The sequence below is a fragment of the Klebsiella sp. RCJ4 genome (assembly GCF_009025755.1).
GTDB classification, from domain to species: Bacteria; Pseudomonadota; Gammaproteobacteria; order Enterobacterales; family Enterobacteriaceae; genus Klebsiella; species Klebsiella michiganensis.
In genome coordinates this window covers 14630-36523 of sequence record NZ_WCIN01000033.1, presented here as the reverse complement: position 1 = coordinate 36523, position 21894 = coordinate 14630, and the positions used below count along the sequence as shown (strand labels likewise).

Here is a 21894-nt window from a genome sequence, read left to right as displayed (position 1 = left end):
GTGAGAATGTCATGAGAAATTTCATCCTGAGACGGCTGCTGCAAACGCTGCCGATGCTGCTGCTGGCCTCCTTGATTATCTTTATGCTGTTTGCCAAAACGCCGGGCGATTTTATCGACGGCAATATCACCCTCACCGCCGCCCGCGCCGCCGAACTGAAAGCCATTTACGGCCTGGATCAGCCGCTGCTCACCCGCTATATCCACTGGCTCGGCCAGCTGCTGCGCGGCGATCTCGGGTTTTCGCTGCAGTACCAGATCCCGGTCAGCCAGCTGCTCAACCAGTACATCTGGAACTCCTTCCTGCTGGCCAGCGTGGCGCTGGTGTTTTACTGGGGAATTGGCCTGACGGTGGGCGTGGTCTCAGCACTGAAGCCCAATTCTGCGTTCGATCATCTGGTGAGCGTCGCGGTGTTCGCCGCCATGTCGTTCCCGACCTTTTTTCTCTGTCTGCTGCTCATCAAGTGGTTCGCCGTCGACCTGCACTGGCTACCGGTGGGCGGCATGACCAATACCGGCAGCGACGACAGCGGCTGGGAGTATGTGCTGCAGGTCGCCGCCCATCTGGTGCTGCCGGTACTGGCGCTGGTGATGCTCCAGGCGGGCAGCCTGACCCGCTATTTTCGCGCCAGCATGCTCGACGTGGTGAAAATGGATTTTATCCGCACCGCCCGCGCGAAAGGGCTGCGCGAACGCACGGTTATCCTGAAGCACGCCCTGCGTAACGCCCTGCTGCCGATCATCACCCTGCTCGGCTTCGAGCTGCCGGGGCTGTTCTCCGGGGCGATCATTACCGAAAAAGTGTTTAACTGGCCGGGGGCCGGGCATATTCATATCGATTCGCTGGCCGCCCGCGACTACCCGGTGTTAATGGGCTTTACCCTGTTTCTGGCGGTGCTGACCATTCTTGGCAACCTGATTGCCGATGTGCTTTACGCGTGGGTCGACCCGCGCATTCGCGTGAGGTCCTGATGCTCAGCTCTCTGTTTTCTGCTAACCGACGCCTGCGCAAGGCGGAAATCCCGGCGCTGGCGCAGGTGACCCCATCCCCCTGGCGTCAGGCCTGGCAGGCGCTGCGCCGCAATCGCCTGGCGATGCTGTGCCTGCTGCTGCTGGTCGTAATGGCCCTCTGGTGCATACTGGGGCCGCTGTGGTCACCGTGGAAAGACGATGCCACCGACGCGCTGATGATTAACAGGCCGCCAGGCGCGGAACACTGGCTGGGTACCGACTTTCTCGGTCGCGATATTTACACCCGCCTGCTGCTGGCCGGGCGCATTTCGCTGATTATCGGCCTGCTGACCATGCTGCTGTCGGTCACCCTTGGCTATCTGCTCGGCGCGCTGTCGGGCTACGCCGGCGGCCTGACCGATAAACTTATTATGCGTTTTGCCGATCTGGTGATGACTATCCCCGGCCTGCCGCTGCTGATTGTCGCGGGCGCGATGCTCTCGGAGCTCGATTTCTCACCGGACTCACGCATCTATATGGTGGTGATTATGCTGAGCCTGCTGGAGTGGCCGAAGCTGGCGCGGCTGGTACGCGGGCAGTGCCTCTCCCTGCGCGAGCGCGACTTTATGCTGGCGACCCAGGTGCTGGGACTGTCGGCGCGACGCCGTCTGTTTGGTCATCTGCTGCCGAATACGGTACCGATTCTGGTGGTGATGGCAACCATGGCGGTGGCGAACGCTATCCTCAGCGAGTCGGCGCTCAGCTACCTCGGGCTTGGCGTAGTACCGCCGACGCCGTCGTGGGGCAATATGATGGACGCCGCCAACAGCCTGATCGACTTTCAGCGCCGGCCCTGGCTGTGGATGCCGCCGGGGATCGCCATTTTTATCACCGTCATCGCCATCAACGTGCTGGGCGACGGCCTGCGCGACGCCATGGACCCTAAAATGAAACAGAGGCTGAAATGAGTCGCGCATTAATCACCTTTAATCAGCTTTCGGTCTCTTTTGCCGCCGACAAAAACCGGGTACGCGCGGTACAGGATGTGTCGTTCACTATTCGCGCCGGGCAGACCGTTGGCGTGGTCGGCGAATCCGGCTGCGGCAAAAGCGTCACCGCCATGTCGTTAATGGGTCTGCTGCCACCGCAGGCGGCGCGCATTGACGGCGGGGAAATTCTTTTTGAGGGCCAGGACCTGCTGCGGCTGAAAAACGCCCGTATGGCCGACCTGCGCGGCAATCAGCTGGCGATGATTTTTCAGGAGCCGATGAGCGCCCTGAATCCGGTACTCACCGTCGGCGAGCAGCTCTGCGAACCGCTGATTCGCCACCGCGGCGAGCCGCCGAAGGCCGCATGGCAGCACGCTACCCAGCGCCTGACGGATGTCGGGCTGGCGCGCGCGGAGAGCCTGATGGCCAGCTATCCGCATCAGCTTTCCGGCGGCATGCTGCAGCGGGTGATGATTGCCATGGCGCTGAGCTGCCAGCCGAAGCTGCTGATTGCCGATGAGCCGACAACCGCCCTGGACGTCACCGTGCAGGCGCAGATCCTGCGCCTGCTGCGCGACCAGGCGCGGGCCAACCGGATGGCGATGATGCTGATTACCCACGATCTCGGGGTTATCGCGCAGATGGCCGAGCACGTTGTGGTGATGTACGCCGGACGTATCGTCGAGCAGGGCGCGACCGCCGCGATTCTGCGTCACCCGCAGCATCCCTATACTCAGGGGCTGATTGCCTCGCGGCCGGTGCCGGGGGCGCGGCGCCGACGCCTCTATTCAATCCCCGGCCAGGTGCCGGACCTCGCCGCCCTTCCCGCCGGATGCGCCTTTGCCGAGCGCTGCGCAAAAGCCACCGCGCGCTGCCGACAGAGCATTCCGCCGCTGTCAGGGCAAGACCGGCAGGCCGCCTGCTTTTACTGTGAACTTTCGGAGTCCGTGACATGAGTCATGAATACGTGATTGAAGTGGATGGGCTGAAAAAACACTTCCCGCTGCGCGATGGGCTGTTCGGTCAGCAGACCGGCGTACTGCGGGCGGTGGATGGCGTGAGCTTTAAGATTCGCCGGGGAACGATTTTTGGTCTGGTGGGCGAATCCGGCAGCGGGAAAACCACCGTTGGCCGCACGCTGCTGGGGCTGTATGAGAAAACCGCCGGCAGCGTCAAGTTTCGCGGTCAGGAACTTGCCGAACTGCCGCCGCGGGCAATGCGCGCGCTGCGGCCTAAAATCCAGCTGGTGTTTCAGGACCCCTACAGTTCGTTAAACCCGCGCATTCGCATCGGCGACACCATTGGCGAAGCGATGCTGGAGCACAAGCTCTGTCGCCGGGCGGAGCTGTATGACAAAACCCTTGAGGTGATGCGCATCTGCGGGCTGGCCCCGCAGCATTACAACCGCTTCCCACACGAATTTTCCGGCGGCCAGCGTCAGCGCATCGGCATTGCCCGGGCGCTGATCTTAAACCCGGATTTTATTATTGCCGATGAGCCGATTTCGGCCCTCGATGTGTCGATTCAGGCGCAGATTATTAATCTGTTTTCCGATCTGCGCGACGATCATGGGGTGACGTTTTTGTTTATCTCCCACGATCTCGGGGTGGTAGAACATCTCTGCGATGACGTGGCGGTGATGTATCTCGGGCAGCTGGTGGAGACCGCCAGCCGCGATGCGCTATTCAGCCGGCCTTTGCATCCCTACACCCGGGCGCTGCTGGCGGCGGTACCGACCCTCGATCCGGACAGCGAGCCGGTCGCGGTGGTGCAAGGTGAAATTCCCGACCCGTCCCGGCCGCCTTCCGGCTGTCGCTTTTCCTCCCGCTGCCCGCAGGCCAGCGACCGCTGCCGTCGCGATATTCCACTATTAAGGGAGGTCGCCGACGGCCACCACGTCGCCTGTCACGCGGTTTAGCGCCGGCCAGGCTTCAGACCATAAAAAAACCGCCCACAGGGGCGGTTACTTGCGCAAAAGCGAAACGGCTGCGGCTACTCTTCCAGCGCGAAGGCAATAATATCATCGCCCACGTCCGGCGAGTGGCTGGCGCCCCCGGCGGAGATCACCACGTACTCTTTACCGCTTTTCGGTGATTTATAGATCAGCGGCGCCGCCACTGCCCCAACCGGCAGACGAGCGCGCCACAGCTCTTTACCGGTGGCGGAATCCAGCGCGCGCAGGTAGTTATCCTGAGTTCCCGCGAAGAACACCAGTCCGGAAGCGGTTGACGTCGGGCCGCCCAGCGTCGGCATACCCAGAGGGATATGCATGTGCGTTTTCAGCCCCAGCGGACCGGTATCCTCCACCGACCCCATCGGCACCTGCCACAACAGCTGGCGAGTGTTGAGGTCAATGGCGCTCATGGTGCCAAACGGCGGGGTATTACAGGGAACGCCCAGCGCCGACTGCAAAATATCGATCCGCACGCCGCCGTATGGCCCGGCAATTTGCGGCCGCACGGTTCCCATAAAGCCGGGCACCTCGTCGGTGGAGACTTTATATTTCGCCATATCCTCTTTGCGCACCAGCGACATTCTCAACGGCATCCGCATATCGTTGACGAACAGCGTTCCTGTGCGCTCATCGATAGTGATACCGCCCCAGTTCATGCCCCCCAGCAGGCTTGGCCACTCGATGTACGGCTTCTCTGACGGCGGCGTGTACATGCCAAGATAAGTTGACGCTTTGAAGTCGATACGGCACATCAGCTGATCGAACGGCGTCACGCCCCACATCGATTTCTCGGTGAGCGGCTCGACGCCCAGCTGCGGCATGCCGGTGGAGAACGGCTGGGTGGCGGAGAGATGCTCGCCTTCCGCGCCGTCATGGGCGACAGGCTGCTCTTCCACGCGGGTCACCGGCTTACCGGTACGCCGGTCGAGTACGTAAATCTGCCCGGTTTTGGTGGTCTGGATCAGAACCGGAACCTCTTCGCCCCGCTCGTTTTTCATATGGAACAGTACCGGCTGCGACGGCAGGTCATAGTCCCAGATATCATGATGCACGGTCTGGAAGACCCACTTCGTCTCGCCGGTGCTGGCGTCCACCGCCACCACGGAAGATCCGTATTTCTCTTTGGCCGCGTTGCGATCGCCGCCCCAGTAGTCCGGCGGACCGTTACCGGTCGGCAGATAAATCAGGTTCAGCTCTTTGTCAAAGCCCGGCACCGTCCAGACGTTCGGCGTTTCGAGGGTATAGACGCGACCTTTTACCGGGTCGGTAACGTTTTCCGGCTGGCCGACGTCCCACGCCCACACCACGTTTCCGTTACGTACGTCAAACGCGCGTACCACCCCGGACGGCTCGCCGTGCACGATATCGCGCACCCAGCCGCCGAGCACCGCAATATGTCCCATAATCACCGGCGTTGAGGTCGGGTGGTAGCGTTTGCTGTTTTCGGTATTGTCCATACCCTGTTTCAGATCGACGCTACCGTGGTCGCCGAAGTCATCGCACAGTTCGCCGGTTTTGGCGTTCAGGGCGATCAAACGGGCGTCGACCGTGGACACCAGGATACGCTGCGGGCACTGCTGCAGCGCCGGGCTGGCCTTCTCTTCTGCGCTCAGCGAATCATCGCTTTGTACATCGTAATAGCCGACCCCGCGACAGGTGACGTGTTCGGCGGTACTTGCGTGCGGGTCAAAACGCCAGCGCGCTTTCCCGGTATCCGCATCCAGCGCCGTGACCACGTTCAGCGGCGTACAGGAGTACAGCGTGTCGCCAATTTGCAGCGGGGTATTTTCATCGACGCCAATCCCGGCGCCGGTTAGCCGGCGGCCGGTGTGATACGTCCAGGCGACTTTCAGGTTTTTGACGTTTTGCGGCGTGATCTCATCGTACGGCGCAAAACGGGTGCCGGAGGCATCACGACCGAAAAACGCCCAGTTATCGCTTTTTGACGCCAGGGTCGGCGTGCTGGCGTCGCTCGCTTTCACCACGCCTTGATGAATACCGCCGTGCGGGTAGAAGGCGGAGACCAGCGTCGCCAGCAGCAGGAGGAAAATCGCCGAGGCGCTCCAGTTGGCGTAGCGTCTGCGCGCAGGCCGGATCGGCAGCGTCGCCGCCAGCCACAGCGCCAGCATCAGCATCAGCGCGGGAACGACCAGCCGGGGGATCAGGCCCCAATAGCTGAGCTGCACTTCATACAGCGCCCAGCAAAGGGTCAACAGGAAAGTCAGAATGGCAAAAGGCAGGACATAACGGCTGCGGACAAGATAGCCGACGGCGATAAGCAGATAAGCGAGACCGGCTAACAGATACCAGGCGCTGCCGCCGAGAGAGAGGAGTTTTCCCCCCCAGATAGTGAAAAAGAGTCCAGTGCCAAAGCTTAGTAATGCAAAAAGTACCCGGTAAACGGTAAAGAACAGGCCCCTACCGCCACCTTGTTGTTCGTCCATATTTCATCCCATACGACATCAGTCGAAAAAACCAAAACATCTTATATAAACAGCGCATTATCAGACCAATAAAAGCGCATACCGCATATCATGTTGGTTGGACGCTCCCGGACAGAGCGAAGAACGTAAGGAATTATATGTATTTGTAAAAATAATGTAAAACTATCAGGCATTAAATGTTTAAATTTTTTTAATTTATAAAAGTAAGTTGAACGAATGATGGGTTATAACGAAAGCCGTAAAGCCCGCGTTGCATTCGCTGTTAAGCGCGTTTCGATCCTGGCGAATCAGTCCGATCCGTCTTGCTATCCTCCCCCCGCTGTTTAATCATACCCGGCGCGTTCATTTGACCGCTTACATCGGGCGAAGCCATTCGCCTTCACACCGGAAGGGGAAAAATTTCATGACTGTTCAGGAGATTAAACATGAATAAACGAAAATATCTCACCGAAATGGAGATAAAAAAAATCATCAACGAGGCGTACAAGGGAGCGAACCCGGAGAGGGATCGTTGTTTAATCTGGATGTGCTTCATTCACGGTTGCCGCGTTAGCGAAATTCGCCACTGGCGGCTATCTGACCTTGACCTGCATAACCACTCAATTTACGTCAAACGGCTTAAAAATGGGTTTTCCACAACGCATCCTCTCTTTTCCAGCGAGATGACGTTTATCCGTGAATGGCTGTCGGTGCGTAAAAACTATCGCAACAGCGACAGCGACTGGCTATTTCTTTCGCAAAAAGGAACGCCGCTATCGCGTCAGCGGATCCACGTACTGATTAGCCACTATAGCCAAAGTGCGGGTTTAAGAATTGCGGCCCATCCGCATATGCTGCGCCACGCCTGCGGTTTTTCGCTGGCCGATAAAGGCATGGATACCCGGCTAATTCAGGATTATCTCGGTCACAGAAATATTCAGCATACGGTGCTTTATACTGCGAGCAATGCTGCAAGATTTAAAAATATATGGTGACGCGACAACCAATATATTTCTTACTTGACATAATGTATCAGATTGTCACTAACATAATAAATCACCAATACCCTGTCAACCCGTAAGGTTTTTCGTAACTCGAATAATTAAAAACATTAATTATCAATAGATTAGCAATTAGTGCGCATGTTTCAGCAAACCTTAACCTCAGACGCCCCCCTCCGAAACACCAGATTATTTACCATACACCCATGAATTATTGGTTTTTAATATCGCAAAAATAGCCATCCATGGCATCTATATCTAAAAAATCAATAAACAAAATAGATAAAACTAAACATGACACTTTGATACAAAATGTCTTCTGCAGAAATAAATCTCAGCGTCACTGGATCTATTTCAGCACGACATCTGGCTATCAGATTAATAAAGGCTCATGAGAAATTTATTTCTGTGAAGCTATTACCTTTCTATATTGCATATAAGGACTATCTTATGAACAAGAGTCTTATTACTGTTGGTCTGTTAGCCGGTGTCATGTCCGCATCCGCATTCGCGGATGATGGCCGTATTGAATTTTACGGCTCCATCACCGATAGCGCCTGTACCGTGATCAATCATATGACCAACCCGCTGACGGTCATGATGGGGAATGTCTCCAGCAAAGCCTTCAACGGCGCGGGCTCCACGGCCTCGGCAACCAAATTTATTATTGAGCTGAAAGATTGCCCGAAATCCGCTAAGTCGGCCACGGTAAAATTCGACGGCACGGCGGATAGCAGCGTTGGCACTATTCTGGCGCTCACCCAGCAACCGGGCGTAGCTAAAGGTGTTGGGATCCAATTAATGGATAATAAAAACGTCGTCGTCCCATTATATACCGCCTCATCCGCTTACCCGCTGCAGCCGGGCGGAAATAGTCTCGCTTTCGTCGCTCGCTATTATGCGACATCAAACACCGTAAACGCAGGGTTCGCTAACTCAACCAGCACATTTACCCTCAATTACAACTAACGGATATTTCGTCGGCGTATTTCTTTTGCGCTGGCGTTATTTCCGCGGACCGGCAGCGGCCGGTCCGTCCTTTTTCGTATTTGTGGAGTCAATAGCTATCATGCATAAAGGATATAGAGTATTTCCCCTCCTCCTTCTGGTGCTGGCGAGCGAATTAGCGGCGGCGACAGAAAGCGGCGGCGTCACTATTGGCGGCACGCGACTGATTTTTGATGGCGGCAAAAAAGAGGCCTCTTTAAGCGTCAGCAATTCGGATACCGGCCCATATCTGATCCAGTCGTGGGTGGAGCCGAACAATAACGATCCGGCCAGCCCGCCGTTTATTATTACCCCGCCGCTGTTCCGCCTCGACGGCAATCAGCAAAACCTGCTGCGGATCGTCAATACCGGCGGCCAGCTCCCAACCGATCGCGAGTCGCTTTATTGGCTAAACGTCAAAGCTATTCCGACAAATACCGCCCCGGAAAACGCGAATACGTTGCAAATCGCCGTAAGGACGCGCCTCAAGCTTATTTATCGCCCCAACACGCTGAAGGGTATCCCGGAAGAGGTGACCCATAAGCTGCGATGGCGCCAGACGGGCAGCAGGCTAACGGTATCGAATCCGACGCCGTTTTACATGAATTTCAACGAGGTCACGGTGGGCAATCATCCCATTACCGAAGCCACCTTTGTCGCACCAATGAGCTCAGCCACGTTTGCTACCCCCGGCAAGGTGACCGGCCTGGTGTCATGGAAAATCATTAACGACTTTGGCGGCGTGGGTAAAAGCCACACGCAGGTTCGCTAACCCGCCGCTGTCGACGGTTTGCGCTGCGGCAATTGCCGTCAGTTCAGGAGCCTTTCAGGATGAACAAAAAAACGTTAAGCGACTCGCCTTTGAATTTAGCTTACCTTATCGCCACCCAGGTTGCCCTCATTGTGGTGATAAGCCCCTATGCTTACGCCCGTGAACGGTTCAACCCCGCCCATCTGGAAACCGGCGCAGACGGTCTGGCCACCACCGATCTCTCCGCCTTCGAGGTGCGTGGCGGGCAGCAGCCCGGCCGCTACAGGGTGGATATTTATGTCAATGACAGCAAGGTGGATACCCGGGACGTTGAGTTCCGCATGCAGCAAAACGCGCAGGGACAGAGCGCATTACAGCCCTGTCTCTCCCTGAACGATTTGGCCTCATGGGGCGTCATGATCCAGCGTTATCCGACGTTAGGCCAGCCCGATGCCAGCTGCGCAAGGCTGTCGGCGATTCCTCAGGCCAGCGCCGACTTTCGTTTCTCGCACCAGCAGCTGCTGTTAAGTTTTCCCCAATCCTCCCTTACCAACGCCGCGCGCGGCTGGGTCGATCCTGCGCGGTGGGATGACGGCATTCCGGCAGCGCTGGTTAATTACAGCGTCAGCGGCGCCAACAACCGGGACAAAAAAGGCGACGACGGCGACGGAAACGCGCAGTACATTAATTTACGTCCCGGTCTTAATATCGGTCCCTGGCGATTGCGTAATTACACCACCTGGAACCGCAGCCATCAGGGTGGCGAAAACGGCACCTCAACAAAATGGGATACCGTTTATACCTACGCCCAGCGCGATATACGCACGCTGAAGAGCCGACTGACGCTGGGCGATAGCACCACGCCTTCCGATATTTTCGACAGTATTCCGTTTCGCGGCGGCCAGCTTGCGTCTGATGACGATATGCTGCCGGAGAGCCTGCGCGGCTATGCCCCCGTTGTGCGGGGGATTGCTCGCACCCATGCCCAGGTTACGATCCGGCAAAACGAATACATCATTTATCAGACCTACGTTTCGCCCGGCAGCTTCGAAATCACCGATATGTACCCCACCGGCGGTTCCGGGGACCTGTACGTTACCATCAAAGAGTCTGACGGCAGCGAACAATTCCTCGTGGTGCCCTACGCCTCGGTCCCGGTGCTGCAGCGCGAAGGTCGGTTAAAATACGCCATGACCGCCGGCGTTTACCGCGCCTATGACAACGGCATTGATAAAGCTCCGCTGGCCGCCGGCACGGCGATTTATGGCCTTCCCGCCGGCTACACCGTATACGGTGGCGGCCAGTTCAGTAAAAGATACCAGGCGTTAGCTCTGGGCATAGGTAAAAACCTGGGTCCCATTGGCGCCCTATCCACCGATATCACCCAGGCCTGGTCGCAGCAAAAAAATCGACCACGAGAAGAAGGCCAATCCTGGCGTATTCGCTACAGCAAAAACCTGGTGCAGACCGGGACTAACTTCACCTTCGCGGGCTATCGCTATGCCACCAGCGGCTACTGGGATATGCAGGACGTTCTCAATACCTGGCGCGACGGACGGCGCTATGTGATGCCGGAACGCCGACGCAACCGCGCCGAGTTAACCGTCAGCCAGAACCTGTTTCAGATCCCAGGCAACCTCGCGCTTAGCGCCATCGTGGAAGACTACTGGGATACCAACAAGCGCATGGAGTCATATAGCGCGAGCTACAACGGTTCGTATAAAGGCATCAGTTTCGGTCTGAGCTACAGCTATAACATTCACTCCGCGGAACGCTACGGCCAGCGCTCCGGGCGCATCTACGACCGCGATGGGCTGTTTGCGCTCACCATGAGTATTCCTCTGGAGAAATTATTCGGCGGCCATCCCACCTACGTTAGCTACATGATGAATACCAGTAAGCAGGGGAATACCACCAATAATCTGAGCCTGGGCGGTACCCTGCTGGCCGATAACAATCTGAGCTGGAGCGTCATGCAGGGCTATGGTTCTCAGGGCCAGGGAAGCAATAGCGGGATTAATGCCGACTGGCGCGCCTCTTACGCCGAGACCCTCGTCGGCTACGCCCGCGATCGCTACAGCGAACGCGTTAACTATGGTGTGCAGGGCGGGATCGTGGCGCATCGCAACGGCCTCACCTTTAGCCAGCCCCTCGGCGAAACGATGGCGCTGATCGCCGCGCCCGGCGCACAAAACGTAGCGGTGCTTGGGCAGTCAGGCGTCAAAACCGATCGCTTCGGCTACACCGTCGTCCCCTACCTCAGCCCCTATCGCAAAAACGATCTCACGCTGAATACCGAAACCCTGGCCGATGATGCCGAACTGGCGCTGGCAACGCAGACGGTCATCCCCACGCGCGGCGCACTGGTGAAGGCCAGCTATGAAACCAGCCTCGGTAAACGGGTCCTGATGACCCTGAGAAAACGCAACGGCTCGTCGGTACCGTTCGGCGCAACGGTTATCGATCCCGCCTCCCCGACGCCAAAAAGCTTCATCGTAGGCGATGGAGGACAGGTTTATCTGACAGGGCTAAAAGACGCGGGTCAGCTGGAGGTTAGCTGGAGTCACGACCCTGATGGCCGATGCAGAGTGAATTACAGCCTGACGCAAAACGCCGGCGGGATTATCAACCTTAATGCACAGTGTTTATAGCAGGAGCATGACGATATGAAACGAGTCAACGTCCCCCTTATGCTGGTTATTCCCATCGCAAGCGCAGCCCAAGCGGAGAGCGGCTATTGTCCCAGCTCCCCGCCCACGCCGTTTACCCAGCAGCTTGCGCGGATCGCGGTATCGCGGACGCTGCCGGTTGGCAGCGATATTCCCGGCACGCAGCGGGTCTTCACCTTTAGCGGAAATTGCAAGGGTCAAAGCGGTTGGGCGGATGTCACTCGAGGGCACCCGATTGTCGCCTGCTATTACGGCAGCGGAGAAGAAGTGGCGGGTTTTCCGGGGGTCTATAAAACCGGCGTCGAAGGTATCGGTATTGCGCTGCAAAATAGCGCCGGCCAAAGGGTGAGAGGTATCGGCAGCGACTGCGATACGCGCGCGCAGGCGCTGGGATACACCTCCAGCGACGCCAGCATGACCTTCGGATATACGATCACATTAACGCTGGTAAAAACGGGGGATACGGTAATGAACGGGACTCTCGATGTCGCGCAAACCAAGTTCGGTATGGGTGCATATGATACCGGTATAGGTATCGGTAATCGGGGAGAACTTAACTATATAAGCTATGCCGGAGATATTGTTTATAAAGCGGTAAGCTGCACCGTCCCCTCGTCGTTAACTGTCAACATGGGTTCTGTTCCGGTGGGCCAATTCTCTGGTCCTGGCAGCACCAGCGACGAAAAAAACCTGTCAATTCCGGTGCGGTGCGACGATAAGGTCGCCGTGAATACGTCAATAAGCAGTCAAGGTTATCTCTCCCCGACGCTCGGCGTAGTGGCCTTAAGCAGTGAAACCGGCGTAGCCCAGGGGGTCGGCGTTCAGGTGCTTTATAACGGCTCGCCCGTTCAGTTCGATCGTTTTTTCCCGGTCGGCACCATCCCTGAGGCTGGCGCCTCGATAACCCTGCCGCTCACCTTTCGCTATTACCAGAACACGCCGGAGATTCATCCCGGCCATGCCAACGCGGTGGCCACCTTAACGATGATGTACAACTGAGTTTATCCCGCTCTCGTTTCTCACTGCTTACTTAAGGAGTCGATAATGAGAATTATCGCCAGCCCGGCCGTCATAACGTTATTTACGGCGATTTCGTCGTCATTACCCGCTTATGCCGCGGATGTCACTCTTTATATCAACGGCGATATTGTTGCGTCTTCCTGCACCGTCGAAAATAACGGTATTTATAATATCGATCTCGGACATAATATTCCCAGCCGCCGGCTTAGCGCGGCCAACTCTTACTCCGCGTGGAAAGAGTTTTACGTCACGCTGAGCCACTGTCCCGTGGGGACATCAAGAGTTACCGCTCACTTTACAGGCCCTGTTGACGGAGCTGACCCTGATTTATATGCCAACGTGAGCAGCCCCGATAGTTCACGCAATGTCGCGATAGAACTTCAGCGTATAACCGGTTCAGTAAATGCCGGCAGCGGAAAATCTATTGCCGTCGACGTCGATAATAACCGTCAGGCCATATTCGATATGCGGGCGCGCATTTTTAGCGTCGCAGGGGGTGCCACCGCGGGTAATATTAGCGCAATGGTCGTTATGAATTTTACCTATAACTAAAGGTTATCTGGCTCTTACCGAGCCAGATACTCCGGCTTCAGAGGGTAATTGAGCTAAAGCGCGCCGGATTGCTCGCCGTATACAAGACGGTATGCTGGATATTGCGATGGCCGAGATAATCCTGAATCAGGCGTGTATCAACGCCCTCTTCCGCAAGCGCATAACCGCAGGCGTGGCGCAGCATATGCGGGTGTACCGGAACGGCAATGCCGGCCTGCACGCCATAATTTCGCATCATAACGTGAATATGCTGTCGGGAAAGCGGAGTGCCTTTTCGCGACAGGAACAGCCAGGGAAGATCGGCGTTTAAACAGCTCGTGCGCTTAACCAGCCACTGGCTTAACGCCAGCTGTTCACGGGGCTGAAGAGGGTGAATAGTTGAAAAGCCATTTTTTAAACGCCGAATGGCGATCCGCTGGCTGGATAAATCAATATCGCTCACTTTTAAAAAACGTAATTCACTTACGCGCAGTCCGTGAATAAAACACATGAGGAGCATGCAATAATCCCGCAGCGAGCCATCCTGCTGCTGCGAAGCATCAATTAATGCCTGCACCTCTTTTTTACTTAAATATTTTCGTTTTTTCATAGCCAACCTGACGGTTTCTTCAATGGAGCCCCTGAGATTCGGCTCCTGTATTGACTCTGCTCATGGCTACTGGCAATCCACTGTCGAGCAATCCTTGATAACTGCAAGTCCTGAACACTGTTAATAGTCATAAACGCTACCGCCCAATAGTATCAAATATCAGGAATAGCCCAAATATCACATCGGTAAAATTAAAAACAAATAGATTTAGCTGTTATGTAAATAAGGAGATTTATAAGCTTATGCTATTAATATTTATCTTAAGTCTGATGAGGCGGCAAGTTTTTTTAAGTCTATGTGTAGACTTATTGGGGGTTTATTCGCCCCCTCAGCGTCATCGATAATGTTTTGGCTACAGTTTGCTGTTTTTTGGAAGTTCTATTTTTTATAAGGAAATCATAAGCATGGAAACAATCCCTCGTGTACAACATGACACAGACCTGCTCCGGACCATCACCAAACCCATAGACGACATTGATAAACTCATTCGCTGCCTGGCGCCTAAATGTAACAAAATGTTAATGAATGGTAGACGAAACATCGGCATAGTAAAAGAAAACCAGCATCAATGCTTGGTTTTGTTCCGCGGCACGATGTCTTTATATCGCAACAACGACGGACTCATCATCAACTCCGAAACGAGTCCATTCATCTTTGGCATGAATAGTCAGCTACGTTATTCTCGGCATATTTACCTGCGCACCCAGGAAACATCTTCTATTGGCCTGATATCAATTAACGAGGCGCATAAGATCATCGCCGAACAGCAATTATGGGAAAATGTCTCACGTCTCCTGGAATATTCCTCGGCAAAAGTCTACGCCCACTGTTTTAAGGTTTCTAAACTTTCCTGTTATGAGATCATTGTTCATCAGCTTATAGAATTAAACAATGAACCAGAAGCGATCAAAAATAAAATCACCGCCGCCAATTATATTCTGTCGCGAACCTTTTTGTCGCGCAGTGGGGTCATGAGAACCCTGGCCAAATTAAAACAGCTGGGCGCTATTCAGCTCCATCGAGGCATTCTGGTGACCATGAATCAACTGCCTCCCAGCCTGAAGCTTAGCGAATAACGTCTTTAGCCGAGCGGCCACCGCGATGAGGGCGCCGGCCGCATTCAGCCTGGTTGACTCCGCCATTGCCGGTGGGCAGCCCCCTGCCCATCGGCAAATGCGAAACGAGGATAATCAGCCGTAACGATTCACGCTAATATCGCGTAGCGCGGCGGCCATATCCAGCTGGGCCAGCTCTTTCAAGCCTTCTCGCTTGATAAACTGGCTCCGGTGCTTGCTTTTAACCTCTTCCAGGCTTTTCTTTATCTCGTTCGCCGGCAATTTATACCAGCCGCGACGATGCTTCTCACCGCCAATTTCCAGCCAAAGCTCAGAATAGCTGGTTTTTACTCTGTCGCTTTTTACATGGTATTGGCTGTCGATCGCATAGATCTCCTTGATATTGAAATGCGACAAAAAACCGTACAGCAGCGTGATAATTAAGTTCTTCGGTCGGATGCCGTAAAGCTCCTTGGTCAGCGCTTTCACTTCTTCATTATCAATGTCTTTCCCACCCTGGATGCCGCCAATCCAGGCTCGGCCATCTTCGGTGCAGGAAAAACAGATACTGTAGACGCGTTTATCACCAAGGAACATTAAGAGCATCAGCTCCCCCTCCTCCTGAAAAGGCGATGCCAGCAGCTTCACATCAATGCAGGTACCGTTTTTCAGCGCAATAGTGATTAGCGAACGACCAAATGCTTTCATATCGTACAGCTGCGGCAACGCCTCGGGAAGAAAGGTTTTCTCTATAAAATTCAAAGCGCCATGAGCAATATTGAGCTTCGCTCTTTTTGACATCTTTTTATTTAAATAGGCCTTAAAGGGTTTATCTTCAAAGTTAACCAGCCCCTCGGTTGCTCCCGTTAGTTTTGCACAAGCGTAATTTTCACATAACGTCTGATATTCCTTATATTTTCCTCCGATTAAAGATATTTCCCTGCATTTCCGCAATACCTTTTTATAGTTGAGTTTAACGTGACAAATAAATTTATTAGTTTTCCGCCATTCTTTGATAGCGGCTACTGCTGTTGTCGAGACCATTGACCATAATCCATAGATACATCCATAAGCCGGTCAATATTAGCATATTTTATACAAGTCAATGTCTAACCCAGCGCTCGTTGTCGATTCGTTTAATAAATAATTTGATCGCGACTAAAATAATCGCTGGCAGGTTATGAAACATGCTTTCAACTATTATTATTAGTAGGATCCCGACCCGCGCTCGCTCCCGACTGTATGCAGTAGCACACCCGCACTTATCGCTATGTGCTACCCGGGTTCACACCGGGTGCATCCCCCCGGCGTTTTGCCTATACTTGCTCACGGTCAAAACTGAACTTAAGTGGGTAACGCATGGAAATTGATCTCGATAACCTCGTCTTTAGCGGGCTGGAAGAAGCGCAAGAGCGCAACGCTGAACGCCTTGAAGAGGCAGATAAAAAAGCGCAGGCCGTTGTTGCCGACGATGACTGCGGCGACGCCTGTAAGATCTAACGACGAAACCGGCTACCCTGCCGGTTTTTTTTACCTGCCTCTCCCCCAGGGGATGCCCGCGGCCAGCGACATCACCGTGGCAATCAGAAAGATAAAGCCGATCGCGAAACCGGATGGAATAACGCCGGAGGTAATGGAGGCAATATACTGCCCGGTGTTCAGTTCCGCTGAAATATGCCCCATCAGGAAAGCCAGGATCATGATTAAACTAATTTTAACTATGCTGGCTTAGCCGATATAAAGTTCTTTGAAAAGTTCTCAACGTTCAGAATACCGCGCGCGGAACCAGATAAAAGAGATTTGCGTCCTTCAATCACTATTAAAATGTATATCAGACAAGGAAGAAAATTTTGCCTATTTTCACTCTATTCAGGGAAAAAACGAGAAAACTGTTCTCTACACGCCAAAATCAATAATCATTAAGCAATTGATATAAAATAACTTTATTTTAAAGGGTGATGTTAATCACAAAAGGTAGAGGAAAAATCTTCTCCTGCACGCTTCCGCTGGATCTTTTTTTCGTCCTGCCGCTCACAGCCTGAGCCGCCGCTGCGAAGAATGAGTTAGAGCTATTTTCTTTAGAATGCTGTATGGTCATACGCTCTTAAATCAGGAAATATCATATGTCAGAACGCAAAGACGCTAAAACTCGCCGTAATTATCTCGTTAAATGCTCCTGCCCTAACTGCTCCCAGGATTCAGAACACAGCTTCAGCCGAGTCCAAAAAGGTGCACAACTCATTTGTCCCTACTGCCATAAACTCTTTCAGTCCTCATCACGACCCGCTGCATAATTTTCTCTTGCCAGATGCCGATTGCCGCGCGTGGCTGAGCAATAATCAGCCAGCGCCGATCTCTTTTGGCGAAAAAAAGCCCGCCAGCGCGGGTTTTATTTTGATTTGAATAGACTTCCCGCGCGCTTACTGTATAGTCGTGGCGGTTTTCATATTTAAAAGGTATTTCGTTGTTCCAAAAAATGACAGGTATTGTCAAAGCATTTGATAATAAAACAGGCAAAGGCCTGATAATCCCCTCCGATGGTCGCAAAGACGTTCAGGTTCATATTTCCGCATTATCGCCCGGCGAACCCACCACAATCAGCCCGGGAATCCGCGTTGAATTTCGTCGAGTTAACGGACTGCGAGGGCCAACCGCCGCCAATGTCTATCTTTCGTAAACACCGGCTCCAGGCGCTACCGAGCGGATTAAAACATGGCCAGAAAACGCTTCACCGTGCGCGAGCGCTCGTAGCGTCGCCAGGCGATAGCAATATCGGTTTTTAGCGGCGTGCCCGACAAAGGGTGATAGCTGACGTTAGGTAGCGTGATGCAGGTCATGGACTGCGGCACCAGCGCAAACCCGAATCCGGCCTCCACCATGCTTAACGACGACGATATTTGCGATGACTGATACGTTCGTTGCATATCAATACCGGCGCGCAGATAGCTGTTATACACCAGCTCATACAGCCCCGGAGCCACTTCCCGCGGGAAAAGAATCGGCGCCACGTCCGTTAACTGCTCCAGCGTCAGCTCGCTATGGGACGACAGCGGATGCGAACGCGCCAGCGCAATCACCATCGGCTCCTGGTCGATAATTCGCAGGTTGAACGCTTTACTGCTTTCACAGGGCAGGCGCACAAAAGCGATATCCAGCTCCGCTTCGCCAAGCGCCCCCATCAGCGTCGCCATATTGCCCTCGACCTGATGTAACGTGACTCCCGGGTGACTGTGCTGAAACTGCTGGAGCAGGCTAAAGATCTGCGGATGAAAGGCATCAGAACTGGTAATGCCCAGAGAGAGTCGGCCGTTCAACCCGCGGGCGATCCCCTTGGTCTTTTCCAGCGCCGCGTCGCTTAATGCCAGGATCTGGCAGGCATCCTCATAGAAAGACTCCCCCGCTTCCGTCAGCTCGACGCCGCGGGTTAAACGGCGGAAAAGCGGTGTGCCAATTTCCCGTTCAAGTCTCTGTATTTGCTGGCTTAATGGCGGCTGGGAGATGCCAAGTTCTTTTGCCGCTTTAGTGAAGTGTCGCGCCTCAGCGACGGCGACGAAGTAGCGCAGATAACGAAGTTCCATATCGAAAACGTCTCAAACAATCATAGATTCTATATTGGAACTGTGAGCTGAATCGCGTCAACATTTATTTAACCTTTCTGATATTCGTTGAACGAGGAAGCGGGTAATGAACCATTCTGCTGAATGCTCTTGCGAAGAGAGCCTGTGTGAAACTCTACGAGGATTTTCCGCGCAACATCCCGATAGCGTCATCTACCAGACTTCTCTGATGAGCGCGCTGTTGAGCGGCGTTTATGAGGGCAATACCACCATCGCCGATTTGCTCACCCACGGCGATTTCGGCCTGGGCACCTTTAATGAACTGGACGGCGAGCTGATCGCGTTTAGCAGCGAGGTTTACCAGCTGCGCGCCGACGGCAGCGCCCGTAAAGCCCGAATGGAACAGCGCACGCCCTTCGCGGTGATGACCTGGTTTCAGCCGCAGTACCGCAAAACGTTTGATAAACCGGTCAGCCGCGAACAGCTGCACGACATTATCGACCGGCAAATCCCCTCCGATAATCTGTTCTGCGCCCTGCGTATCAACGGCCATTTTCGCCACGCCCATACCCGCACCGTACCGCGCCAGACGCCGCCCTACCGGGCGATGACCGACGTGCTCGACGACCAGCCCGTTTTCCGCTTCAACCAGCGCGAAGGGGTGCTGGTGGGGTTTCGCACGCCGCAGCATATGCAGGGCATTAACGTTGCCGGCTACCACGAACACTTCATCACCGATGACCGCCAGGGCGGCGGCCATCTGCTCGATTATCAGCTCGACCACGGCGTGCTGACCTTTGGTGAGATCCACAAATTGATGATTGACCTTCCTGCCGATAGCGCCTTCCTGCAGGCGGATCTGCATCCTGACAATCTTGATGCCGCCATTCGCTCAGTCGAAAACTAAGGAGATTCTCGTGGATAATCAACATCAACCGCGCCAGTGGGCGCACGGCGCCGACCTTATCGTCAGCCAGCTTGAGGCGCAGGGCGTACAACAGGTGTTCGGCATTCCAGGGGCCAAAATCGATAAAGTCTTCGATTCGCTGCTGGACTCCTCCATTCGCATTATTCCGGTACGCCACGAAGCCAACGCCGCGTTTATGGCCGCCGCGGTTGGCCGCATCACCGGGAAAGCGGGCGTCGCGCTGGTCACGTCCGGCCCCGGCTGCTCTAACCTGATTACCGGCATGGCCACCGCAAACAGCGAAGGCGACCCGGTGGTGGCGCTGGGCGGTGCGGTAAAACGCGCCGACAAGGCCAAACAGGTGCACCAGAGTATGGATACGGTGGCGATGTTTAGTCCGGTAACCAAATACTCGGTGGAAGTCACCGCCGCGGAAGCGCTGGCGGAAGTGGTTTCCAACGCGTTTCGCGCAGCCGAGCAGGGACGCCCCGGCAGCGCCTTCGTCAGCCTGCCGCAGGACGTGGTCGACGGGCCGGTCCACGCCAGGGTTCTGCCCGCCAGCGATGCGCCGCAGACCGGCGCGGCGCCGGACGAAGCCATTGAGCGAGTCGCGAAGATGATTGCCGGCGCTAAAAATCCGATATTCCTGCTCGGCCTGATGGCCAGCCAGGCGGAAAACAGCGCGGCGCTGCGTGAATTGCTGAAAAAAAGCCATATCCCGGTTACCAGCACCTATCAGGCCGCCGGCGCGGTGAATCAGGACCACTTTACCCGCTTTGCCGGGCGGGTTGGGCTGTTCAATAACCAGGCGGGGGATCGACTCCTGCATCTCGCCGACCTGGTCATCTGCATCGGCTATAGCCCGGTGGAGTACGAACCGGCCATGTGGAATAACGGCAATGCCACGCTGGTGCATATCGACGTACTGCCGGCTTACGAAGAGCGCAACTATACCCCGGACATCGAGCTGGTCGGCAATATTGCCGCCACCCTGAACAAACTCTCTCAGCGTATCGACCACCAGCTGGTGCTGTCGCCGCAGGCCGCCGAGATCCTGGTTGACCGCCAGCATCAGCGGGAGCTGCTCGACCGCCGCGGCGCGCAGCTGAACCAGTTTGCCCTTCATCCGCTGCGCATCGTTCGCGCCATGCAGGACATCGTCAACAGCGACGTGACGCTGACCGTCGATATGGGGAGCTTTCATATCTGGATCGCCCGCTATCTCTACAGCTTCCGCGCCCGTCAGGTCATGATTTCCAACGGCCAGCAGACCATGGGGGTGGCGCTGCCGTGGGCGATTGGCGCCTGGCTGGTGAACCCGCAGCGCAAAGTGGTTTCGGTTTCCGGCGACGGCGGCTTCCTGCAATCCAGTATGGAGCTGGAGACCGCCGTACGGCTAAAAGCTAACGTCCTGCATATCATCTGGGTCGATAACGGCTACAACATGGTGGCGATTCAGGAAGAGAAAAAATACCAGCGGCTCTCCGGCGTTGAGTTCGGTCCGGTGGACTTTAAAGCCTACGCCGAAGCCTTCGGCGCCAAAGGGTTTGCGGTAGAGAGCGCTGCCGCCCTTGAGCCGACGCTGCGGGCGGCGATGGACGTCGACGGCCCCGCCGTGGTCGCCATCCCCGTTGATTACAGCGACAACCCGCTGCTGATGGGCCAGCTTCATCTCAGTCAAATACTTTGAGTCACTACAGAAGGAATCCAGCAATGAAAAAAGTCGCACTCGTGACCGGCGCGGGCCAGGGCATCGGGAAAGCTATCGCCCTTCGCCTGGTTAAAGATGGTTTTGCCGTGGCTATCGCCGATTACAATGACGCCACCGCACAGGCGGTCGCCGATGAAATTAACCGCGGCGGCGGTCAGGCGCTGGCGGTGAAGGTGGATGTCTCTAAACGCGACCAGGTTTTTGCCGCCGTAGAACAGGCGCGGAAGGGCCTGGGCGGTTTTGACGTGATTGTGAACAACGCCGGGGTGGCGCCCTCCACGCCTATCGAAGAGATTCGCGAGGACGTGATCGATAAAGTCTACAATATCAACGTTAAAGGCGTTATCTGGGGTATCCAGGCCGCGGTAGAGGCGTTTAAAAAAGAGGGCCACGGCGGCAAAATCATCAACGCCTGCTCCCAGGCGGGCCACGTGGGTAACCCGGAACTGGCGGTCTATAGCTCAAGTAAGTTTGCCGTGCGCGGCCTGACGCAAACCGCCGCCCGCGATCTGGCGCATCTGGGAATTACCGTTAACGGCTACTGCCCGGGGATCGTTAAAACCCCAATGTGGGCGGAAATCGACCGTCAGGTTTCCGAAGCGGCGGGTAAACCGCTGGGCTACGGGACCCAGGAGTTCGCCAAACGCATTACCCTTGGACGGCTTTCAGAGCCGGAAGACGTCGCGGCCTGCGTCTCTTATCTCGCCGGTCCGGACTCCAACTATATGACCGGCCAATCGCTGCTGATCGATGGCGGCATGGTATTTAGCTAATAATAA

General features: G+C 55.2%; 22 protein-coding genes and 1 pseudogene. 17 read left to right on the top strand and 6 right to left on the bottom strand.

Going from position 1 to position 21894, the window contains the following annotated elements; genetic code table 11:
* Positions 1–11: 11 nt before the first annotated feature.
* Genes F8562_RS11290 through F8562_RS11275 form a run of 4 tightly spaced genes read left to right on the top strand, consistent with a single transcriptional unit; the run spans position 12 to position 3857 of the window.
* On the top strand, positions 12–971 hold the full coding sequence (locus tag F8562_RS11290) for an ABC transporter permease (protein ID WP_009652083.1): 960 nt from the start codon (positions 12–14) through the stop codon (positions 969–971).
* Complete coding sequence (opp4C, locus tag F8562_RS11285) at positions 971–1918, top strand: oligopeptide ABC transporter permease (protein WP_004851599.1); 948 nt, start codon at positions 971–973, stop codon at positions 1916–1918. The genes F8562_RS11290 and opp4C overlap by 1 nt, the downstream gene beginning before the upstream one ends.
* Positions 1915–2895: an ABC transporter ATP-binding protein gene (locus F8562_RS11280; RefSeq protein WP_014838682.1), complete on the top strand. Its 981-nt coding sequence runs from the start codon at positions 1915–1917 to the stop codon at positions 2893–2895. The genes opp4C and F8562_RS11280 overlap by 4 nt, the downstream gene beginning before the upstream one ends.
* Positions 2892–3857, top strand: a complete 966-nt coding sequence (locus F8562_RS11275) for an ABC transporter ATP-binding protein (RefSeq protein WP_014838683.1) — start codon at positions 2892–2894, stop codon at positions 3855–3857. Before F8562_RS11280 ends, F8562_RS11275 begins: the two co-directional genes overlap by 4 nt.
* A gap of 74 nt (positions 3858–3931) precedes the next feature.
* Here F8562_RS11275 and F8562_RS11270 read toward each other — a convergent pair whose 3' ends face one another.
* On the bottom strand, positions 3932–6337 hold the full coding sequence (locus tag F8562_RS11270; RefSeq protein ID WP_094909300.1) for a membrane-bound PQQ-dependent dehydrogenase, glucose/quinate/shikimate family: 2406 nt from the start codon (positions 6335–6337) through the stop codon (positions 3932–3934).
* 425 nt (positions 6338–6762) lie between these two features.
* Here F8562_RS11270 and F8562_RS11265 point away from each other — a divergent pair, with 425 nt between their 5' ends.
* The 6 genes from F8562_RS11265 (at position 6763) to F8562_RS11240 (ending at position 13296) form a co-directional block, all read left to right on the top strand.
* Positions 6763–7311, top strand: coding sequence for a tyrosine-type DNA invertase (locus F8562_RS11265; RefSeq protein WP_014229630.1), 549 nt, complete (start codon positions 6763–6765; stop codon positions 7309–7311).
* 456 nt (positions 7312–7767) lie between these two features.
* Positions 7768–8286, top strand: a complete 519-nt coding sequence (locus tag F8562_RS11260) for a fimbrial protein (RefSeq protein WP_094909299.1) — start codon at positions 7768–7770, stop codon at positions 8284–8286.
* Between the two features lie 100 nt (positions 8287–8386).
* Complete coding sequence (locus F8562_RS11255; protein ID WP_094909298.1) at positions 8387–9076, top strand: molecular chaperone; 690 nt, start codon at positions 8387–8389, stop codon at positions 9074–9076.
* 59 nt (positions 9077–9135) lie between these two features.
* Positions 9136–11706: a fimbria/pilus outer membrane usher protein gene (locus F8562_RS11250; protein ID WP_089046369.1), complete on the top strand. Its 2571-nt coding sequence runs from the start codon at positions 9136–9138 to the stop codon at positions 11704–11706.
* 15 nt (positions 11707–11721) lie between these two features.
* The gene (locus F8562_RS11245) at positions 11722–12723 is read left to right on the top strand and encodes a fimbrial protein (RefSeq protein ID WP_042934104.1); all 1002 of its coding nucleotides are present in this window, start codon (positions 11722–11724) and stop codon (positions 12721–12723) included.
* A gap of 45 nt (positions 12724–12768) precedes the next feature.
* Positions 12769–13296 (top strand): fimbrial protein, encoded by a 528-nt coding sequence (locus F8562_RS11240; RefSeq protein WP_014229635.1) that lies wholly within the window; start codon positions 12769–12771, stop codon positions 13294–13296.
* Positions 13297–13333: 37 nt separating this feature from the next.
* On the opposite strand, the gene F8562_RS11235 is transcribed toward F8562_RS11240, so the two are convergent.
* Positions 13334–13885, bottom strand: coding sequence for a tyrosine-type DNA invertase (locus F8562_RS11235; RefSeq protein WP_014838689.1), 552 nt, complete (start codon positions 13883–13885; stop codon positions 13334–13336).
* Between the two features lie 404 nt (positions 13886–14289).
* Between F8562_RS11235 and F8562_RS11230 the strand changes: the two genes are divergently transcribed.
* A complete protein-coding gene (locus tag F8562_RS11230) occupies positions 14290–14961 on the top strand; it encodes a helix-turn-helix domain-containing protein (protein WP_014229637.1) in 672 nt (223 codons plus the stop codon).
* A 114-nt stretch (positions 14962–15075) separates the two neighbouring features.
* Here F8562_RS11230 and F8562_RS11225 read toward each other — a convergent pair whose 3' ends face one another.
* Positions 15076–15984, bottom strand: a complete 909-nt coding sequence (locus F8562_RS11225; protein WP_014838691.1) for a DUF535 family protein — start codon at positions 15982–15984, stop codon at positions 15076–15078.
* Between the two features lie 315 nt (positions 15985–16299).
* Here F8562_RS11225 and F8562_RS11220 point away from each other — a divergent pair, with 315 nt between their 5' ends.
* Positions 16300–16440, top strand: a complete 141-nt coding sequence (locus F8562_RS11220) for a hypothetical protein (protein WP_004851627.1) — start codon at positions 16300–16302, stop codon at positions 16438–16440.
* 42 nt (positions 16441–16482) lie between these two features.
* Here F8562_RS11220 and F8562_RS11215 read toward each other — a convergent pair.
* Positions 16483–16746, bottom strand: a pseudogene (locus F8562_RS11215) (Na+/H+ antiporter NhaC family protein); the annotation flags it as partial.
* A gap of 317 nt (positions 16747–17063) precedes the next feature.
* On the opposite strand from F8562_RS11215, the gene F8562_RS29450 reads away from it, so the two are divergent.
* Positions 17064–17234, top strand: coding sequence for a YnfU family zinc-binding protein (locus tag F8562_RS29450; protein WP_213220741.1), 171 nt, complete (start codon positions 17064–17066; stop codon positions 17232–17234).
* Here the strand turns inward: F8562_RS29450 and F8562_RS29265 are convergent.
* Positions 17179–17457 carry a hypothetical protein gene (locus F8562_RS29265; RefSeq protein WP_162097154.1) on the bottom strand — a complete coding sequence of 93 codons (279 nt, stop codon included), beginning with the start codon at positions 17455–17457 and terminating at the stop codon, positions 17179–17181. The genes F8562_RS29450 and F8562_RS29265 overlap by 56 nt on opposite strands.
* Here F8562_RS29265 and cspF point away from each other — a divergent pair.
* Positions 17405–17617: a cold shock-like protein CspF gene (gene cspF, locus F8562_RS11210; protein WP_004136705.1), complete on the top strand. Its 213-nt coding sequence runs from the start codon at positions 17405–17407 to the stop codon at positions 17615–17617. The genes F8562_RS29265 and cspF overlap by 53 nt on opposite strands.
* 28 nt (positions 17618–17645) lie before the next feature.
* Here the strand turns inward: cspF and F8562_RS11205 are convergent, their stop codons facing one another.
* Positions 17646–18518, bottom strand: coding sequence for a LysR family transcriptional regulator (locus F8562_RS11205; protein WP_014229640.1), 873 nt, complete (start codon positions 18516–18518; stop codon positions 17646–17648).
* Between the two features lie 106 nt (positions 18519–18624).
* Between F8562_RS11205 and budA the strand changes: the two genes are divergently transcribed.
* The 3 genes from budA to F8562_RS11190 are packed head-to-tail and all read left to right on the top strand — an operon-like array spanning position 18625 to position 21888.
* On the top strand, positions 18625–19404 hold the full coding sequence (gene budA / locus F8562_RS11200) for an acetolactate decarboxylase (RefSeq protein ID WP_004851637.1): 780 nt from the start codon (positions 18625–18627) through the stop codon (positions 19402–19404).
* 10 nt (positions 19405–19414) lie between these two features.
* Positions 19415–21094: an acetolactate synthase AlsS gene (gene alsS / locus F8562_RS11195; protein WP_014838692.1), complete on the top strand. Its 1680-nt coding sequence runs from the start codon at positions 19415–19417 to the stop codon at positions 21092–21094.
* 23 nt (positions 21095–21117) lie between these two features.
* Positions 21118–21888 (top strand): (S)-acetoin forming diacetyl reductase, encoded by a 771-nt coding sequence (locus F8562_RS11190; protein WP_014838693.1) that lies wholly within the window; start codon positions 21118–21120, stop codon positions 21886–21888.
* Positions 21889–21894 lie beyond the last annotated feature (6 nt).

What these genes read in the sequence shown, in the direction of transcription:
- F8562_RS11290 (WP_009652083.1), top strand. Translation starts at nt 12, where the DNA reads ATGAGAAATTTCATCCTGAGACGGCTGCTGCAAACGCTGCCGATGCTG.
- F8562_RS11270 (WP_094909300.1), bottom strand. Translation starts at nt 6,337, where the DNA reads ATGGACGAACAACAAGGTGGCGGTAGGGGCCTGTTCTTTACCGTTTAC.
- F8562_RS11245 (WP_042934104.1), top strand. Translation starts at nt 11,722, where the DNA reads ATGAAACGAGTCAACGTCCCCCTTATGCTGGTTATTCCCATCGCAAGC.
- F8562_RS11225 (WP_014838691.1), bottom strand. Translation starts at nt 15,984, where the DNA reads ATGGTCTCGACAACAGCAGTAGCCGCTATCAAAGAATGGCGGAAAACT.
- F8562_RS11280 (WP_014838682.1), top strand. Translation starts at nt 1,915, where the DNA reads ATGAGTCGCGCATTAATCACCTTTAATCAGCTTTCGGTCTCTTTTGCC.
- F8562_RS11265 (WP_014229630.1), top strand. Translation starts at nt 6,763, where the DNA reads ATGAATAAACGAAAATATCTCACCGAAATGGAGATAAAAAAAATCATC.
- F8562_RS11235 (WP_014838689.1), bottom strand. Translation starts at nt 13,885, where the DNA reads ATGAAAAAACGAAAATATTTAAGTAAAAAAGAGGTGCAGGCATTAATT.
- budA (WP_004851637.1), top strand. Translation starts at nt 18,625, where the DNA reads ATGAACCATTCTGCTGAATGCTCTTGCGAAGAGAGCCTGTGTGAAACT.
- F8562_RS11230 (WP_014229637.1), top strand. Translation starts at nt 14,290, where the DNA reads ATGGAAACAATCCCTCGTGTACAACATGACACAGACCTGCTCCGGACC.
- F8562_RS11220 (WP_004851627.1), top strand. Translation starts at nt 16,300, where the DNA reads ATGGAAATTGATCTCGATAACCTCGTCTTTAGCGGGCTGGAAGAAGCG.
- F8562_RS11260 (WP_094909299.1), top strand. Translation starts at nt 7,768, where the DNA reads ATGAACAAGAGTCTTATTACTGTTGGTCTGTTAGCCGGTGTCATGTCC.
- F8562_RS11255 (WP_094909298.1), top strand. Translation starts at nt 8,387, where the DNA reads ATGCATAAAGGATATAGAGTATTTCCCCTCCTCCTTCTGGTGCTGGCG.
- F8562_RS11275 (WP_014838683.1), top strand. Translation starts at nt 2,892, where the DNA reads ATGAGTCATGAATACGTGATTGAAGTGGATGGGCTGAAAAAACACTTC.
- F8562_RS11240 (WP_014229635.1), top strand. Translation starts at nt 12,769, where the DNA reads ATGAGAATTATCGCCAGCCCGGCCGTCATAACGTTATTTACGGCGATT.
- opp4C (WP_004851599.1), top strand. Translation starts at nt 971, where the DNA reads ATGCTCAGCTCTCTGTTTTCTGCTAACCGACGCCTGCGCAAGGCGGAA.
- F8562_RS29450 (WP_213220741.1), top strand. Translation starts at nt 17,064, where the DNA reads ATGTCAGAACGCAAAGACGCTAAAACTCGCCGTAATTATCTCGTTAAA.
- F8562_RS11190 (WP_014838693.1), top strand. Translation starts at nt 21,118, where the DNA reads ATGAAAAAAGTCGCACTCGTGACCGGCGCGGGCCAGGGCATCGGGAAA.
- F8562_RS11205 (WP_014229640.1), bottom strand. Translation starts at nt 18,518, where the DNA reads ATGGAACTTCGTTATCTGCGCTACTTCGTCGCCGTCGCTGAGGCGCGA.
- F8562_RS11250 (WP_089046369.1), top strand. Translation starts at nt 9,136, where the DNA reads ATGAACAAAAAAACGTTAAGCGACTCGCCTTTGAATTTAGCTTACCTT.